We start from the raw sequence: 15,345 nt of genomic DNA, 5'->3' as shown, positions 1-15,345 counted from the left end.
CAAGGGCCTGGCGGATCTGCCGCTGCTGCAACGGGTTCATCACATCAGTGCCGCGATGGCCGAGGCGCTGCCCGCCGATTTCGCCGCGGCGGCATTGTTGCTGGACAAGGCCGTTGACTCACCGGCGTTGACGGGGTGGATGAGCCTGCCGTGCGGCTATTATGTCGCCGACCGCGGTCTGGCGGCGCCGGAGATTGCGCTGCCATTGCTGGCCCGCCTTACACCGCGCTTTTCCAGTGAGGGCCCGATCCGCCCGTTCATAGAACGGCACCCGCAACTGACCTTTACCTATCTGCACAGATGGGCGAAGGATCCGGATGAGCACGTGCGGCGGCTGGCGTCCGAGGGCACCCGGCCAAGGCTGCCCTGGACGCCGCAGCTACGCGGACTGATCGCCGACCCCACACCGGCGATCGCTCTGCTCGACCTCCTGTTTGATGATCCGTCGGAGTACGTGCGACGGTCTGTGGCCAATCACCTCAATGACATCGCCAAAGATCACCCGAGCCTGGCGCTGGCCACCGCCCGCCGATGGCTGAAAAGCGGTAGCCCGCGTGTGGCGTGGGTGATTCGGCACGGGCTGCGCACGCTTATCAAACATGGGGACCCTCAAGCGCTGGCGCTGTTAGGTTTCGACCACACTCAGGCCGTGCAGCTGCAATCGCTTGCCGTCACACCCGCTTCGATCCCGGTCGGGGATGAGGTTGTCATCGAATTCGTGCTGTCCACGAACGACGGTCCGGTCCGCGCCGCGATCGACTACGTGGTGCACTACGCCGGGGCACGTGGCCCGCGCAAGCCGAAGGTATTCAAATTGACCACACGCACCATCGAGCCCGGCCAGCCGCAGTCCATCAGCCGGCGGCACCGCTTCGCCGACGTGTCGATCCGCACTATCCACCCGGGCGAGCACCGCATCGACATACAGGTCAACGGGGTGATTCTGGGCGGCGACACTTTCGAAATCCAGCGCCGCAAGTCGCTAGGGTGACGGGCTGCGTGAAATCCATCCCGGTCACCGACTCTGGCCGCAAGTGGCTATAGGGCAACGAGTCAGCTGAGGAAATAGGCGGTTACCACAGCCGTCACGAGCCCGATAATGGCGACGGTCATCAGGGCGGGCCCATGGCCGGCTGTCGGAAGCTGCCCAGCGCGGATGGCGCGGCCGGTGGCCCGGAAACGCAGATAGCCGATCACTCCACCGAGGCTGCCTAGGCCGAGCAGGCTCAGCCCAACAAGCTGTGCCAGGAGCCGGTCGCCGGCGAATTGCGCGAGGGCCACTCCACCCGCCATAAGAGTCAGTGCAGTCCGCAGCCATGCCAGTAGTGTGCGCTCATTGGCCAGAAGGAAACGAATATCGACATCGAGGTCCTCAGCCGGCGGGTGGATCTGGGTCATCGGGTCACGGCTCCTTGAGTGTGGCGATCCCGGAACCGGGCTCGCTGCCGATGGGCTGTTGCGGTTCCCATGTTGCTTCCGGGTTCGCGGCGTCAAGTATCGGGGCCGTAGCAATGACTCCCGCAAAGAACAGGGATACGGGTATGCCTGGGATCCTCAAGTGGGTGATCCACCTGGGTTCCCCAGGCATACGCATGGCCAGTGTTGCCCTCACCGCATATTCGTCTCGTGCGGATACTTGCACGGTTTCCTCCGATGCCATGACGGGACAAGCCTGGCCGAGCGGCTACGCTGCCCAAGATGTGGATCAGGCCAGCGCACGCTGAACGGCTTGCAGGACTTCTTCGTCCTTGGGGAAACCCCCAGAGGTTCGCTTCGCGACGATCTCGCCGTCCACAGCGATCTGGAAAATGCCGCCCTTACCCGGCACCAGCTCCGCTTCGACACCGAACTTGTCGTTCAACGCCGTGGCAGTGGACTGGGCGCGCTTGAGGTAGCCGCAGGGCTTGCAGTAGGTGATGACAACCGGTTTCATCGTTTGCTCCTTACGACATGCGTGACACTATGCACAGCTTCAAATTACGACGCGGCGTGGCACCCTGAACATGACCACTTACAGTGAAGACTATGGAGCCAATTTCGAGCTGATCTGCCGAGCGCTGCGCCAACACCTCAGGCCGGGATTCTGAGCGGAAGTTTGGTCCCTGGCCAGCGGCTGTCGCACAGCCGGCCGGGATACCTCCACGATGATCATTGGATGATCAGGCTCTTCCGATACGAAGCAAAATTGTGTTGGACCTCTGAGATGCTGTCGCCGCCGAACTTCTCGGCAGCGGCGTCCGCGAGCACCAGAGCGAGCATCGACTCGGCCACGATAGCCGCGGCCGGCACGGCGCAGACGTCGGAACGTTGGTTGATGGCGGTAGCGGGTTCTCCGGTTGTGACATCCACTGTGGACAGTGCCCGATTGAGCGAGGAGATCGGCTTCATTGCCGCCCGCACGCGCAGCGGCTCACCGCTGGTGATGCCGCCCTCCAGGCCACCGGCCCGATCGGTCAGACGCCGCACGCCGGTGGCCGTCGGCACGATCTCGTCATGCGCCACCGACCCGCGTGAACGCGCCTGGGTGAACGCATCGCCAATCTCCACACCCTTGATCGCCTGGATGGACATCAATGCCGCGGCGATCCGAGCGTCCAGCTTGCGGTCCCACTGCGTGTGGCTTCCCAGACCAGGGGGTACCCCATACGCCAGCACCTCCACGACGCCGCCCAAGGTGTCGGCATCACGCCGGGCCGCGTCGACCTCGGCCACCATCCGCTCGCTAGTCTCAGGATCCAAGCACCGCAAGGGGTCCGCGTCGATGCGTTGAGCGTCGGCTGGTGTGGCCAACACGCCGGGCTTAATGCTGACCGGCCCCAACCCCACCACGTGCGAGACAATCTCGATGCGCAACGCTTGCTTGAGAAACGCCTTTGCCACAGTGCCCACCGCGCAGCGCGCAGCAGTCTCGCGAGCGCTGGCCCGCTCCAGGATCGGCCGCGCATCGGTGTGCCCGAACTTCTGCATCCCGGCCAGGTCGGCGTGGCCGGGCCGGGGCCTTGTCAGCGGCGCATTGCGGGCTTGCGTAGCCAGGACGTCGGGGTCGACCGGATCAGCGGCCATCACCGTCTCCCATTTCGGCCACTCCGAGTTGCCGATCTGGATCGCGACCGGGCTGCCAAGGGTAAGGCCGTGCCGCACCCCGCCGACGATCGTCACCACATCTTGCTCGAAGCTCATCCGCGCCCCACGACCGTAACCAAGCCGTCGACGAGCTAATTCCTTACCGATCTCAGCCGACGTGATCCGGACGCCAGCGGGCACACCATCAAGAACCGCGACCAGGGCCGGTCCGTGCGATTCACCTGCAGTCAGCCAACGCCACATGCCAGCTAGTTTGACACAACCCTATATCTCAATCCTTCCGACGTAGCTTGGCTCCCGTGTCCGGTTCGGAGCATGGGCAATCGCGAACGTCAACCTTCGACCGGCACCGATGGTGCCCTTCTGGCGCCGCTTTGACCTGGCGATGGATCCTCTGCACTGATGCAATCGGTGCGGAGTACCACATGCGCTACCCGCACGACGCCACTCATCGGCTGCAAATGCTCGCGAATCCGAGCATAGGGGCGTTTATGGCCTCCTGTTCGCCTAGAGATCGTTACCGGCGTACGAGAGGTTGAAGCTCTTATTCGCCAGGGGGAAGTCCGGGACGATCGTCTCGGTGAGCGCGACGGGCAAGGCTGGCCAGTTGAGAAAGGAGGGGTCAACAATCTTCACCCGTGATAGGCGCCCGTCTGAACCGACTTCGGCGCGGTGGGTGATAGTGCCGCGCCATCCTTCGGCTATGCCGGTGCCGCAACGTATGTCGCCGTCATGTCCGTTGACGTCGCCGGTTTCGGTGTGGTGGTGTCCTGGGGTGATGGTGGGGGCGAGTTGCCTGATGATGGCGGCGGAGTTTTGGGCTTCGGCGGCACGGATACGGAAGCGGGCCAGGACGTCGCCTTCGGTGAAGGTGGGGATGCTGAGTGTCTCGCCGAGGTTGGTAAAAGGGTGTGCGGTGCGGGCATCGTATGCCAGGCCGCTGGCTTTGGCGACGTATCCGAGGACACCGACGTCGGCGGCTTGCTGGCGGGTGAGGACGGCGGTGCCGGTGAAACGTTCGCGCACGACGGTGTGCCCGAGGGCGATCTCGACGATCTCCGCGAGATCCTGTGCGGTGGAGCTGATCTGCATGAGGTCCGGTGTGTTGAGCAGGTGCGCTCCGCCGGGGCGGATGGCACCGCGAAGGAGCCTGTGACCGGTGACGGTTTTGTTGATGCGCAGGAGGGTTTCACGGATGCGCTGGGTGTGTGCGTGGGCGATGCCGTAGGCGACATCGTTGCACAGTGCGCCGATGTCGGCGATGTGGTTGTGTAGCCGTTCCAGTTCCAGCAGCATCGCCCGGATCCGTCGCGCCTGCGGGGGCACGTCGATGTTGAGGGCTTCTTCGATGGCCAGGCAGTAGGCCAGACTGTGCCCGACCGCGGTGTCGCCGCTGATTCGTTCGGCCAGCGCGACCCCGTCGGCGAAGTGTTTGCCTTCGAAGAGTTTTTCTGTTCCTTTGTGGACGTACCAGAGGCGGGCTTTCATCTTCAGGATGGTTTCCCCGACCACGGAAAATCGGAAGTGGCCCGGTTCGATGAGGCCGGCGTGTACGGGGCCGACCGGGATTTCGTAGACGCCGTTGCCGTCGACGGTGAGGAACGGGAATGCTTCCGCGCCGGTCAGCGGTGGGCGTGTCCCGGCGTCGAGGCGCATCGGATGCCAGTCCTGGGGCCAATGCGGGTGGCGCACGAGCTGGCGTGGCAGTGGATGGTTGTCTGGTTCGACGCCGAACAGGTCGCGCATTTCCCGTTCGAACCGGCTGGCGGGAAACGATAGTGCGGCAAGGCTGGGGATATGTGGCTTTGCCGGATCTGCGCGCAGCACGAGCTCGACGCGGCGGTCGGGTTGCCCGGCGACAAACAGGTATACGATCCGGATTGCTTGCCCGCCGCGATGTTGCGCGGTGTCGTGGTGCGCGGCGATCAGGGCGAGGCGGTGCCCATCGGCGAGGAGCCTGGTGACGTGTCTGCCGAGTTCGCCGGCGCTGCCGACCTCGATGACGGCCGTGTGTGGACGATGTGGCATTGCTATCGGCCTCCGGCGATCGCTGTGGCGGCGTCGAGCACGTGGTGCAGCGGCCCGAGGGTGATGCCTATTGCGGCGGTGACGGCCAGCGCGAGGATGAGCGGCATCACGGTGGTGACGCGGTCTGGTGTCATGCTCTGTGGTGAGGGGTTAGGAACCGGTGCGCCGAGGATCATGGCGGTGGTGTGCCGGGCGATGGCGATGAATGCCAGCAGGATCAGGGTGAAGGCGGCGGCGATGGCCCAGCCGTAACCTGCGGTGACGCCGGCGCGGGCGAGGCCGAGTTCGGAGGCGAACAGGCTGAATGGTGGCAGGCCGAGCAGTGCGATCACGCCGATGCCGTAGGTGCCGGCGAGGGCGGGTGCCCTCGCGGTGAGCCCGCGTATGGCATCGATGTGCGAGCTGCCTGTCAGACGCAGAATCTGACCGGCCCCGGCGAAGGCGGCGGCTTTTGCCAGTCCGTGGCCCAGGATGTGCAGCAATGCAGCGGCGATCGCCAGTTTGGTGCCGATGGCCACGCCCAAGGCGACCAGTCCCATGTGCTCGATCGAGGAGTAGGCGAGCAGGCGTTTGTAGTCGCGCTGGGCGATGAGCAGGACGGCGGCGACGGCCAGGGAGGCCAACCCGGCGATCAGGAGCAGGGTGCGGGTGTAGCCGGGGCCGATGGCGGTGTCGGTGATGGTGCGGTAGCGCAGGATCGCGTACATGGCAACGGATAGCAGTACCCCGGACATGAGCGCGGACACTGGCGCGGGGGCTTGGCTGTGGGCGTCGGGCAGCCATGAATGCATTGGGGCGAGGCCGGCCTTGGTGCCGAACCCGAGCAGAATCAGTCCCGCTGCCAGGCGGATCAGGTCGGGGTTCAAGCTGGAGGCGGTCGCCGTCAGGTGGGTCCAGTCCAGGGCGGTGATGCCATGCCCGCCAGCGGCCACTGAGGCGGCGTAGACACAGACGGTACCGAGGAAGGCGATGGCGATGCCGACCGAGCACAACACGACGTACTTCCACGCCGCTTCGATGCTGGGACGGTCGCGTTTGTGCCCGACCAGGAATGCGGTGACGATGGTGGTCGCTTCGACCGCGACCCAGAGCAGGCCCAGGTTGTTGGCCAGGACGGCCAGGCTCATGCAGGCCACAAACAGCTGGGCCAGTACGAGGTAGCGGCGTGTGGCCCGTCTCGTGGCGGTGGTCGTTTCGTGGCGCAGGTAGGAAATGGTCGCGGCGGCGGCGATGGCGGCGACAGCGCCGATGACGAGAAGCATCCACACGGTCAGGGCGTCCGCGCGCAGCGGGCCGGCTGATAGCGCCCCGTCGGCGGACACCCACACGGCCAGGACGACACCACTGGCCAATATGGACAGCGCGGCGAGCATACCGGCCCACGCTGCGGGCCGCCACGGCAGGACGAGGGCGAGGAGGGCTGCAAAAAAGGGGGCGGCTGCCGGCGCATACAAGGCGAAAGTGGTGGTGGTCATCAGTCGTGCAGCTCTCGTAGTTCGTCGAGGTCGGTGGGGCCGAAAGCGGTGTGCAGGTGGCTGGTCAGGATTTGCAGCACGAGGACGGCAAGAGCGAGGTCGACGGAGACGCCGAGCTCGACGATCAGGGGTACCCCGCCAGTGGCGAGGAAGGCGACGGCGGCGATGCCGTTGTCGACCAGCAGCAAGCCGATGATCTGGGAGATGGCCCGCTGGCGGGTGGCGGCGAGGAAGAACCCGATCAGGATCACAGCGATGCCAACAGGTGTCGCCTTTGCCGAAGCCGTGGGCGCCAGGGCAACCAAGGGCCGCGCGGCGGAATAGGCTAGCAAAGTCAGCCCCGCCGCGGCCAGCAGGGAGGTGGAGACGTTGACCAGCGGCCGGGTTTCGCGGGCGTCTGGGAGCTGCTGGTGAACGCGCCGCAGCATCCACGGTATGACCACCGCTTTGAGCAGGCCGACGCCAATCGCGATGGTTGCGGCCTCGGCGCTGCGGTGCTGTTCGGCGAGGATGACCGCGATGGCGGCGAGCGCGACGCCTTGTACGGTCAGCAAGGTGATCAGCGCGGAGACCTGGCGCCGCCACAGCACACCCACAGCGGTCAGCAGAAACAGGCCGCAGGCAACGTTGAGTAACTGGCTGGATATCTGCGCGGACATCGGCGATCACCCCGTTTCTAGGCCAGGATGTATGAGGTCAGGACGGCCAGCAGCGCCATCGCGAATGAGCCGGCCAGGAGTTCGGGTACCCGGAAAAGGCGCAGTTTGGCCGCGTAGACCTCCGCCGCGGCCAGCAGCGTCGCCAGCCCGCACATCTTCACGGTCAATACCGCGGCGGCAATGACTACTGCTGTCCAAGTGGTGCCAGTGGCGACGCCCCAGGGTGCGAACAGATTCGCCAAAAGTCCTAAAAGGATGGCCAGCCGCATCGCCGAGGCCCACTCCACGAGAGCGAGATCGCGGCCGGAATATTCGAGGATCATCGCCTCGTGCACCATGGTCAGCTCAAGGTGGGTGGAGGGGTTGTCGACCGGAATCCGCGCGGTCTCGGCCAGGGTCGCGATCGCCAATGCAGCAAAGGCCAGCAAGCTCGCCGGGGTAAACACCGCAGCCGGGTCCGACGCGCCCGCGGCGACGATGACGCCCAGGTTCGTTGTCCCCACCCGTGTCGACAGGGCGAACACGGCCAGCAGCAGTGTGGGCTCGACCAGCGCGGCGATCGTCATCTCCCGTGACGACCCCATCCCCCCGAACGCCGTGCCGGTATCCAGCCCGGCCAGGGCGAGTGCGACAGTGCCGAGTAAGAGCAGCCCCACCACCACAATCAGGTCTGCGCTGCCGGCGATGCCCGCCGTGGATACGAACGGGACGGTGGCCGCTATGAGCAGGCTCGTCGACATCAGCACCACGGGAGCGGCGGAGAAGAACACCCCAGCTCCCTCGGGGCTGGTGGGCGGTTTGCGTAGCAGCTTGCGGATGTCGCGCCATGGCTGTGCGATCCGCCCGCCGGCTCGGCCTTCCAGCCGTGCCCGCACCGCCCGGGTCACTCCCGTCACGATCGGTGCCAGTAACGCGATCAGCAGTGCCTGCCCAGCCGCGGCAATCCAGGCGCTCACCGGATCGCCCCCGCGACGAGTACGACGATCAGGGCGGTCAGCATGTAGGCCAGGTAGCGGTGCATCACACCGGGAGCCAGCCGTTTGGCCGCCGCGCCAAGCTTTTGCACGGCGGCGACCAGGGGCCGGTAGATCCGGTTTTCGATCCGGTCAGGGATCTGCTGGCGGTACTGGATGGACGCGATCACGTACTGCGACTCCACGCTGTGGGTGACATCGACATCGGCGACCGGTTCGAGGATGTTGTCGAAAACCCGCTGCAGCGGTTCGGCGTACGAGGTGGCGGTGTGCTCCATCCGGGCGGTCAGCGGACCGTCGCCGCAGTCCCAGGCGATCGCCCGCCTACGCGCCTTTCCCAGTACTCGCGCCAGAACAGCTGCCGCCGTCGTTGCGGCGATGATTCCTACGGCGATCCACAACGGGGCAATATGGCTGCTGATCCCGGACAGCCGCAGGTCCAGCAGCCCTTCCGACAGCGGCGTTTGGCTGATCTGGAGGCTGTTGATGACCCGGGCCAATGCCGGGGCAGTGACCGCGGGGACGACAGCCAGCACGGCGCATACGGCCGCCGCACCGGTCATGGCGGTGAGCATGCTGGGCGGCGACTCCGCGGCCTGTGCGGCGGCATCGCTGCGCGGTCTGGCCAGGAATCCGGTTCCCACCATCTTCACGAAGGCGGCCACACCCACCCCGGCCGTGAGTGCCACGACGGCAACCCCGATCGGCGCGGCGATCGCCAGCATCGTCCCGGCGTTCGGGGTCTGGTGCAAAAGCGCTTGCAGCAAAAGCCATTCGGAGATGAACCCGTTGCCGGGCGGCAGTGCCGCTGCGGCCAGGGCGCCGGCCGCGACAAGGGCGGTGGTGACCCGCATCCGGTGTGACAGCCCGCCGAGCTTGTCGAGGTCGCGGGTGCCGGTGGCGCGCTGCACCGATCCGGCACCGAAGAACAGCAGCGTTTTGAACCCCGCATGGTTGGCGGTGTGCAGCAGCGCCGCCGCCATGGCAACGGCCCCGATAGCGGGCTGCCCGGACCGGGCCAGCATTCCCGCGAAACCCACACCGAGCAGGATCAGGCCGATGTTCTCGGAAGTGGAGAACGCGAGCAGCCGCTTAAGATCGGTGGCCACCACAGCTTGCACGATTCCGTAGACTGCTGACAGCGCGCCGAGTGCGGCGACGGCCAGCCACCACCAGCGTAATCCACCGCCGAGAAGGTCGAACCCGAGTCGCAGGACGCCGTAGACACCAAGTTTGACCATGGCAGCGGACATCAGCGCCGACACGTGACTGGGGGCCTCGGCGTGTGCGCGGGGCAGCCATGGGTGCAGCGGAACCGCACCGGCTTTAGAAGCGAACCCCAGTAGGCACAGCAGGAAGATAGTGCCAGCGGCAAAAGGGCGAATCGACACCGCTGCTTCCCGGATGCCGTCAAACGCCTGGGTCCCTGTGGCGGCGGCCAGCCAGGACAGTCCGATGAGGACGGTGACGAACCCTGCCTGGGTCATTGCGGCGTACCAGATCGCGGCGGGGCGGACCGCCTTGTGGTGACGGTGTTCGGTCATCACCAGGATCAGGGAGGTGACGGCCATGAGTTCCCAGAAGAGAAGGAAGGTGGTGACACTGGCCGCCAGCGGCACGAGCAGCATCGCGGCGGTGAAAAGCGGCACAACGGCCATGGCGGTACGCGAGCCGGGCCCATGGCTGGTGCGCCCGGCGTAACCGATGGCGTACACACCGGCGGCAGCCGTAACCGCGCCGATGATCACCAGAAACCAACCCGAGAGCGGGTCCGCAGCCAGGCTGACACCGGCTAGCGGCAGCAACGTGGGCAGCTCAGCCCGCCACACCATACCTGTGACCGCCAAAGCTCCCACCAGGACACCAGCCGCACCTGACAGTCCTAACAGGACACCGGCCAGCCTCGTGCGCCACTTTACCGGCATCACCAGCCCGGCCAGACAGGCCAGCAGCGCAGTCGCGAGAGATGTGCCAAGGGCAATAGAAAGCGTGTTCACCGGCCGGTCAGCCCGCGCAGCGCCGCGACAATCCGGGCGGGCTCCGGCGGGCACCCAGCGACATGCACATCGACGGGGACCACGTCGGAGACGGGACCAGTGACCCCGTGCCCTGCGGCGAACATGCCGCAGTCCTTGGCGCAGTCGCCGATGGCCACCACGATGCGTGGTTCGGGCATGGCCTCAAATGTTTTGCGCAGCGGCCCGGCCATGTTCACCGTCACCGGCCCGGTCACCGTCAGCACGTCGGCGTGCCGGGGGGAGGCCACCAGCCGTGCCCCGTGCCGTTCGGCGTCGTACACCGGCGAAAAGGCCTGTCCTATCTCAATTTCACAGCCGTTGCACGACCCGGCATCCACATGGCGCACCTGAACGGATCCACTGAGCCCGGCCGCCTTTGGCAACACCTCGCCCGCCCTTGCCGCGGGCTCGGCCACCCGCCCCGTCTTGAGGATCTTCCTGGTAAGACCCACCACCGCCACCCCACATCGTGACCGACGCCTAAGGAAATTTCGTTTGTGTGACAGAAATGTGGGCGGGGGTGCCGATTGGGTACGAGAAATGGGGAAGCCCGCTTGGCACCCCCGCCCCGCCTATCCGCCGCGCATGCGGCCGGGCGCTCATCGCTGCCCCGTCGTCTGCGCGGCCCGTAGATCGTCGAGCAGGTCGGCCTGGCTGGATAGCACTTCAGTCAGGATCCGGCGGGCGACCGCAAGCAGCTCGGCGACCTGCGGGCTGACCAGCGAATAGAACACCGTCGAACCCTCCTTGCGGGTCACGACGAGATTCATTTTGCGCAGTACTGACAGCTGCTGCGACAGATGCGCCGCCTCCAGGCCCACTTCGGGCAGCATCTCCGACACCGAATGTTCCCGCTGCGACAACAGCTCCAGGACCCGGATCCGCGCCGGGTGCGCCAGTGCTTTGAAGAACTCGGCCTTGGCCTGATATAGCGGTGTGCTCACCGGTCCACCCCCTTGTAGCGCTCAACGCTACGGGAGTCCTGAGCTAGGCCGCGGCCATGCCTGTACGCGCCCGCTGCAGTCATGCCCTCACCCCACCTCACACCGGCCAAGCCGAAGGCCGAGGGCAGCCGGTGAACCTCACTGCAACCCCGGACTTCATTACTTGCTAAAGTTAGCAAATAATGAGGCTGTGCGGAAGCCACCCATCCCGACAGGCGGTGTAGCCCGGCCCGCGAGTCGCTCAGTGTGCCAGGCGACCGCACGATCGCCCGGCTCAAGACCCCGAGCCTGCATGTCGGAAGTCTCGGTCGTACTGGCAGATGGGGGTGACAGCGTCGCCGGTGAACAATTTGGTATCGCGTCCCCGAGGCCGTCGCTGTTGACGTTGCGGCGGTGAAGCCGTCACCGCGTCTGCTAAAAATCTGTCGGCGCGAAAGTAGACATCTGCCGGGGGCGTGTGTAAAGTTCTGGGTGTTGCGAAGGGCGATTAGTGCGGCAGGCGAACTGGCGCACGGAAAGCAAGACGGCTCGTGTGATGCGGGTCTTGCGGCCACGAAGGTGAACAGGGTTGCAGGATTGCTCTGCGGGCATGGTGGCCGGACCGTTCCGGTGCCTGAAAGCAAGACAAGTTAGAGCAGTCAGAGTTGGTGTGAAAGAAGCAGGTAACAAGCGGAGAAAGGAGTTACACCATCGGATTACCCACCGTGGCTGCGACACGCGCCGGTGGGAACCGCAGACCCCAGGAACGGAAGGTGGTCCCCGGTCAATATCCACGCCATAGGACCGCAGCACTGCCTCACGGCAGAAACAAGCGGCCAAGACGAAAACCGGTGCAACTTAACGGCCGGTGGTGGTAGATAACTTTGAAGTCCGCAGGGTCCCGGCACCGATATGGTGCTGGGACCCTTACCCGCGTTAAGCAGATACGGATGTTTATGACCGCTGAAAACCCCACGTCGCCGGATAAATTCGACGACGAGCATTACCCGGCCTACACCATGGGCCGCGCCGCGGAAATGATCGGTGCCACGGCCGCGTTCCTGCGCTCCGTGGAAGCCGCGAAACTGTTTGACCCGTTCCGCTCCGGCGGAGGGCACCGCCGCTACAGCCGCTACCAGCTGCGCCTGGCAGCCCGGGTACGCGAAATCGCTGACCAGGGCACCAGCGTTGAATCCGCCTGCCGAATCGTGATCCTGGAAGACCAGCTCGCCGAAGCACAGGAACTCAACAGGCAATACGGGCGAGGCACGCCAGGCACCGCAGTGCGCTAGACCCGCACAGATCAGCGCCGCGCACACCGAAATCGAATGAGCGTAGGCTCTCCCTGTCGCTCTGGTCCTCGGTGGCTGCCCATTTCGCCGCCGCCTTCCATGGGCACTTGAGCCGACGTTGTCATGACCGCCTAGATCTGGCCCGCACCTGATCCATTGCCACGTGACCGGCGCGCATTCTTTGATTCCTGGCCGCTGGACCGAGGGCTCGTCATGGGAGCCTTACGGCCATTTCTCCCGGCCCTTACGCGTCTAGCGCTACGGAAACTTGATCAACGAAACCTTGAAGGCATGTGAGCGCGATGGTCGACATCGCCAAACCGCACAGTTCTTTCATCGCCACCGACTAACCCCGACACAGTTTTCCCAACGCTCAGCCGACCCGATTCGGTTCAGCGCCAACCAACTGCCCCTGCAGCAGATCCGCGCGCGGCTGCTGCGGTGCGGTATCTGCTCGAGCGATGTGATCGCGCGCTCGCTCTTATGGGGCAACGCCGACCGCGGAGCACGATCAGCACACTGTCGGTGGATGCGTCAGTCGCCCGGTTTAATCCTGTGCGGCGATCATCGGCAGCTGAGAGCTGTCGATGCGTCCCAGCACATATTCGTGGGCCTCCCAGGACAGCCGTCTCATTGTTGTGTGGTACCGGGAATGGTGATTGATGCGGGCAATGGTTCGCAGGCATCGAGCCATTCGGCCGGGACGGCGCTGAGCCCGGTGCGGCCGGCGACGATACCGCCGGTGATGGCGCAGGTGGTATCGATGTCCCCGCCAGCGGACGCCGTCGCCCACAGCGCCTCCGGCAGATCGTCCAAATGCCTTGCCGCGCACCAGATCGCGTAAGGCACGGTATCTGGTGCGGAGACCTGCAGGCCGCAGCCGACCTCACCAGCGATCCATGTCGGTGGCGAGTCAAACGGCCGGGTGGCGATACGGCGTAGCCGCGACGCCACCTCGCTTTCCGGGGTGTGCGTCAGGGGCGCGGGCTGACAGTCTTGCTTGCTCGGCCACGAGGTCGAGGTCGGTGGCGAACCAGGCGCCCAGTGGTGCGACTCGCATCGCGGCGCCGTTGCCCCATGAGCCTTGCCCGCCGAACTGGCGTGTGGTGACTTCCCGCCACGGCTCGCCGTCGTGGATGGCTTCCAGGACGCCGTGCATGGATGGTCCGTACTTGCGGTAAGGGTCGGCGTCATAGGCGTCGGCGAGCAGCATCGCCAGCTCCTCCTGCACGACCCTCCCGCGGGTGGACAGCAAGTGGAACAGGCTGATCGCCATGGCGGTGTCGTCGGTCCACGGCCACGGACCTTCGGCGACGGCCTGCTGGGCGATGAGCTGTTCCACCTCACCCGCGGGGCGCAAGAACCACGTGTCGCCGAACGCGTCACCCAGCGCTAGACCACGCAGAGAGTCCAGGGCGGCAGCAGGCACAGCAAACACCCAGCGATGATGCCAGGCCAAACGGATCGCAACCAGCGGATTACGCATCAGCGCTTCTGCTTGCCGCAGTGCGTCTACAGGGTTGGTGACAGCAGCTCGACGGTGTGCAGCCAGGTCGACGATCGGCGGCGGGGCAGTCCTGCCGATGATCTGCTCGCCGGACTCCACGAACGATAGATTGGCGAGCGACGGCGAAGGCGTCTGAGGCACCGTTGCCGGAGCAAGGCGAGCTGATCTTTGACTATATGCTGTACGAATAGGTTGATAACGTAAATATAGCTCAGGAGACCGTAAATATTCCGTTTCAGCACCGAGGGCTTGCCTGGCGGGAAAGGGCCATATGGCCGCTGATGCCCAGGGGACGCTGATGCTCAGGGCTTGTAGCGGCAGTCCTGTGCTTAAATGGCATCGGTCCGTGTGCGGGCGATTGGATGGCAGGGAGGCGCGGTAATGACGGACAAGAAATCGAAGAAGGTACCGGCTGAGGCCATCGAGCGCTTCGCTGCCCGGTCAGCCAGGACGTCGGCGAAACTGGCAAACCGGGAGCTGCCGGCCGGCTACGTGTTGTCCGCGAAAGCTAAGCGCTTCCTAGACAGACGACGCCAGAACGCCTAGTGCCACTCACGCCCGAGTACGGGGAAACACCCGTAGACGACGACGAGACCCAAGCGCTGACGCCAGAGATCCGCGAGCAGCTCGGCGAACCGGTCAGCAAGGCTGACCTCTATGCCATCGAGCAGGAGATCGAGGCCGAGGTTACTGGGGACATGGCCACGAGGATCACCGAAGGTGATCTTGGTGTCGGGACTTGCTTACCGACTTCTTCGTCCGTGACCTGCATAGGCGGCTGTACGGCGACATATGGGCATGGGCGGGCAAGTACCGGCAGCGCGAGCTGAACATAGGCATCGCACCGGAGAAGATCGCCGCAGAGCTGCGTACCTCGCTCGAGACCATGCTGTACCGCTTCGAGCACACTAGCGACTGGAGTCCGCGTCAGTTCGGCGTTGCGGTACACGCCGAGACCGTCAGGATCCACCCTTTCACCGACGGCAACGGCCGCACCACCAGGCTACTCGCGAACTTGATCTTCCTTGCTGCCCAAGATGGCGACCAACTGCAGGAGTACGACTGGGATATGGATAAGCCCAGCTACATCTCGCTGCTGCGCGCCTATGACCGGGATCGCGATCCCACTGGGCTGGCTGCCTTCATAGGAATCAAGTCGTTCGGCATTTAGCGCACTAGCCAATCGCCGTCGGGCCAATGAGATGGCGACGGTTCCCAAAACTAGCCCTCCATTTGGGATTGCAGCCCTGAACGGGGTAGCACTAATGTCTGCCGCTATGACCACTCACTTTCTTGGTGGGTGCGGCAAGGTTCCGAGCTACTTGAACACACAAACCACGCGCCAGTGCAGTGCGTGGGGGTTCAAGTCCCCTCGGACACGCAAA

The 15,345-nt window shown here is 65.1% G+C and carries 13 protein-coding genes and 1 pseudogene; 3 read left to right on the top strand and 11 right to left on the bottom strand.

All coding sequences use genetic code 11. The annotated features are described in order from the left end of the window. Positions 1 to 55: 55 nt before the first annotated feature. Positions 56 to 991, top strand: coding sequence for a DNA alkylation repair protein (locus tag Rhe02_RS15900; RefSeq protein ID WP_239123855.1), 936 nt, complete (start codon positions 56 to 58; stop codon positions 989 to 991). Positions 992 to 1,053: 62 nt separating this feature from the next. Here the strand turns inward: Rhe02_RS15900 and Rhe02_RS15895 are convergent, their stop codons facing one another. The 10 genes from Rhe02_RS15895 to Rhe02_RS15850 all read right to left on the bottom strand — a co-directional run bounded on the left by Rhe02_RS15895 (position 1,054) and on the right by Rhe02_RS15850 (position 11,182). After that, positions 1,054 to 1,398, bottom strand: coding sequence for a YidH family protein (locus Rhe02_RS15895; RefSeq protein WP_203909006.1), 345 nt, complete (start codon positions 1,396 to 1,398; stop codon positions 1,054 to 1,056). Between the two features lie 307 nt (positions 1,399 to 1,705). Next, positions 1,706 to 1,933, bottom strand: coding sequence for a SelT/SelW/SelH family protein (locus tag Rhe02_RS15890; protein WP_203909005.1), 228 nt, complete (start codon positions 1,931 to 1,933; stop codon positions 1,706 to 1,708). 215 nt (positions 1,934 to 2,148) lie between these two features. Continuing rightward, the gene (gene aroC / locus Rhe02_RS15885) at positions 2,149 to 3,327 is read right to left on the bottom strand and encodes a chorismate synthase (protein WP_203909004.1); all 1,179 of its coding nucleotides are present in this window, start codon (positions 3,325 to 3,327) and stop codon (positions 2,149 to 2,151) included. Positions 3,328 to 3,591: 264 nt separating this feature from the next. Beyond that, complete coding sequence (locus Rhe02_RS15880; RefSeq protein WP_203909003.1) at positions 3,592 to 5,112, bottom strand: hydrogenase large subunit; 1,521 nt, start codon at positions 5,110 to 5,112, stop codon at positions 3,592 to 3,594. A 2-nt stretch (positions 5,113 to 5,114) separates the two neighbouring features. Beyond that, positions 5,115 to 6,587, bottom strand: a complete 1,473-nt coding sequence (locus Rhe02_RS15875) for a proton-conducting transporter transmembrane domain-containing protein (RefSeq protein ID WP_203909002.1) — start codon at positions 6,585 to 6,587, stop codon at positions 5,115 to 5,117. Then, positions 6,587 to 7,246 carry a hypothetical protein gene (locus Rhe02_RS15870; RefSeq protein ID WP_203909001.1) on the bottom strand — a complete coding sequence of 220 codons (660 nt, stop codon included), beginning with the start codon at positions 7,244 to 7,246 and terminating at the stop codon, positions 6,587 to 6,589. The genes Rhe02_RS15875 and Rhe02_RS15870 overlap by 1 nt, the downstream gene beginning before the upstream one ends. Before the next feature lie 17 nt (positions 7,247 to 7,263). Continuing rightward, complete coding sequence (locus Rhe02_RS15865) at positions 7,264 to 8,202, bottom strand: respiratory chain complex I subunit 1 family protein (RefSeq protein ID WP_203909000.1); 939 nt, start codon at positions 8,200 to 8,202, stop codon at positions 7,264 to 7,266. Then, positions 8,199 to 10,217 carry a proton-conducting transporter transmembrane domain-containing protein gene (locus Rhe02_RS15860; RefSeq protein ID WP_203908999.1) on the bottom strand — a complete coding sequence of 673 codons (2,019 nt, stop codon included), beginning with the start codon at positions 10,215 to 10,217 and terminating at the stop codon, positions 8,199 to 8,201. The genes Rhe02_RS15865 and Rhe02_RS15860 overlap by 4 nt, the downstream gene beginning before the upstream one ends. After that, positions 10,214 to 10,690 carry an NADH-quinone oxidoreductase subunit B family protein gene (locus tag Rhe02_RS15855; protein WP_203908998.1) on the bottom strand — a complete coding sequence of 159 codons (477 nt, stop codon included), beginning with the start codon at positions 10,688 to 10,690 and terminating at the stop codon, positions 10,214 to 10,216. Before Rhe02_RS15855 ends, Rhe02_RS15860 begins: the two co-directional genes overlap by 4 nt. A gap of 147 nt (positions 10,691 to 10,837) precedes the next feature. Continuing rightward, positions 10,838 to 11,182: an ArsR/SmtB family transcription factor gene (locus tag Rhe02_RS15850; RefSeq protein WP_203908997.1), complete on the bottom strand. Its 345-nt coding sequence runs from the start codon at positions 11,180 to 11,182 to the stop codon at positions 10,838 to 10,840. Positions 11,183 to 12,117: 935 nt separating this feature from the next. On the opposite strand from Rhe02_RS15850, the gene Rhe02_RS15845 reads away from it, so the two are divergent. Then, positions 12,118 to 12,453 carry a MerR family transcriptional regulator gene (locus tag Rhe02_RS15845; RefSeq protein ID WP_203909135.1) on the top strand — a complete coding sequence of 112 codons (336 nt, stop codon included), beginning with the start codon at positions 12,118 to 12,120 and terminating at the stop codon, positions 12,451 to 12,453. 630 nt (positions 12,454 to 13,083) lie between these two features. Here Rhe02_RS15845 and Rhe02_RS15840 read toward each other — a convergent pair. Continuing rightward, positions 13,084 to 13,939 (bottom strand): annotated as a pseudogene (locus Rhe02_RS15840) (ADP-ribosylglycohydrolase family protein). A gap of 760 nt (positions 13,940 to 14,699) precedes the next feature. On the opposite strand from Rhe02_RS15840, the gene Rhe02_RS15835 reads away from it, so the two are divergent. Next, the gene (locus tag Rhe02_RS15835; protein ID WP_203908996.1) at positions 14,700 to 15,131 is read left to right on the top strand and encodes a Fic family protein; all 432 of its coding nucleotides are present in this window, start codon (positions 14,700 to 14,702) and stop codon (positions 15,129 to 15,131) included. Positions 15,132 to 15,345 lie beyond the last annotated feature (214 nt).

Origin of the sequence: Rhizocola hellebori (assembly GCF_016862955.1) — a bacterium.
Taxonomy (GTDB): domain Bacteria; phylum Actinomycetota; class Actinomycetes; order Mycobacteriales; family Micromonosporaceae; genus Rhizocola; species Rhizocola hellebori.
The sequence above is the reverse complement of the archived record's forward strand: the minus strand, read 5'-3'. Positions and strand labels throughout refer to the sequence as shown.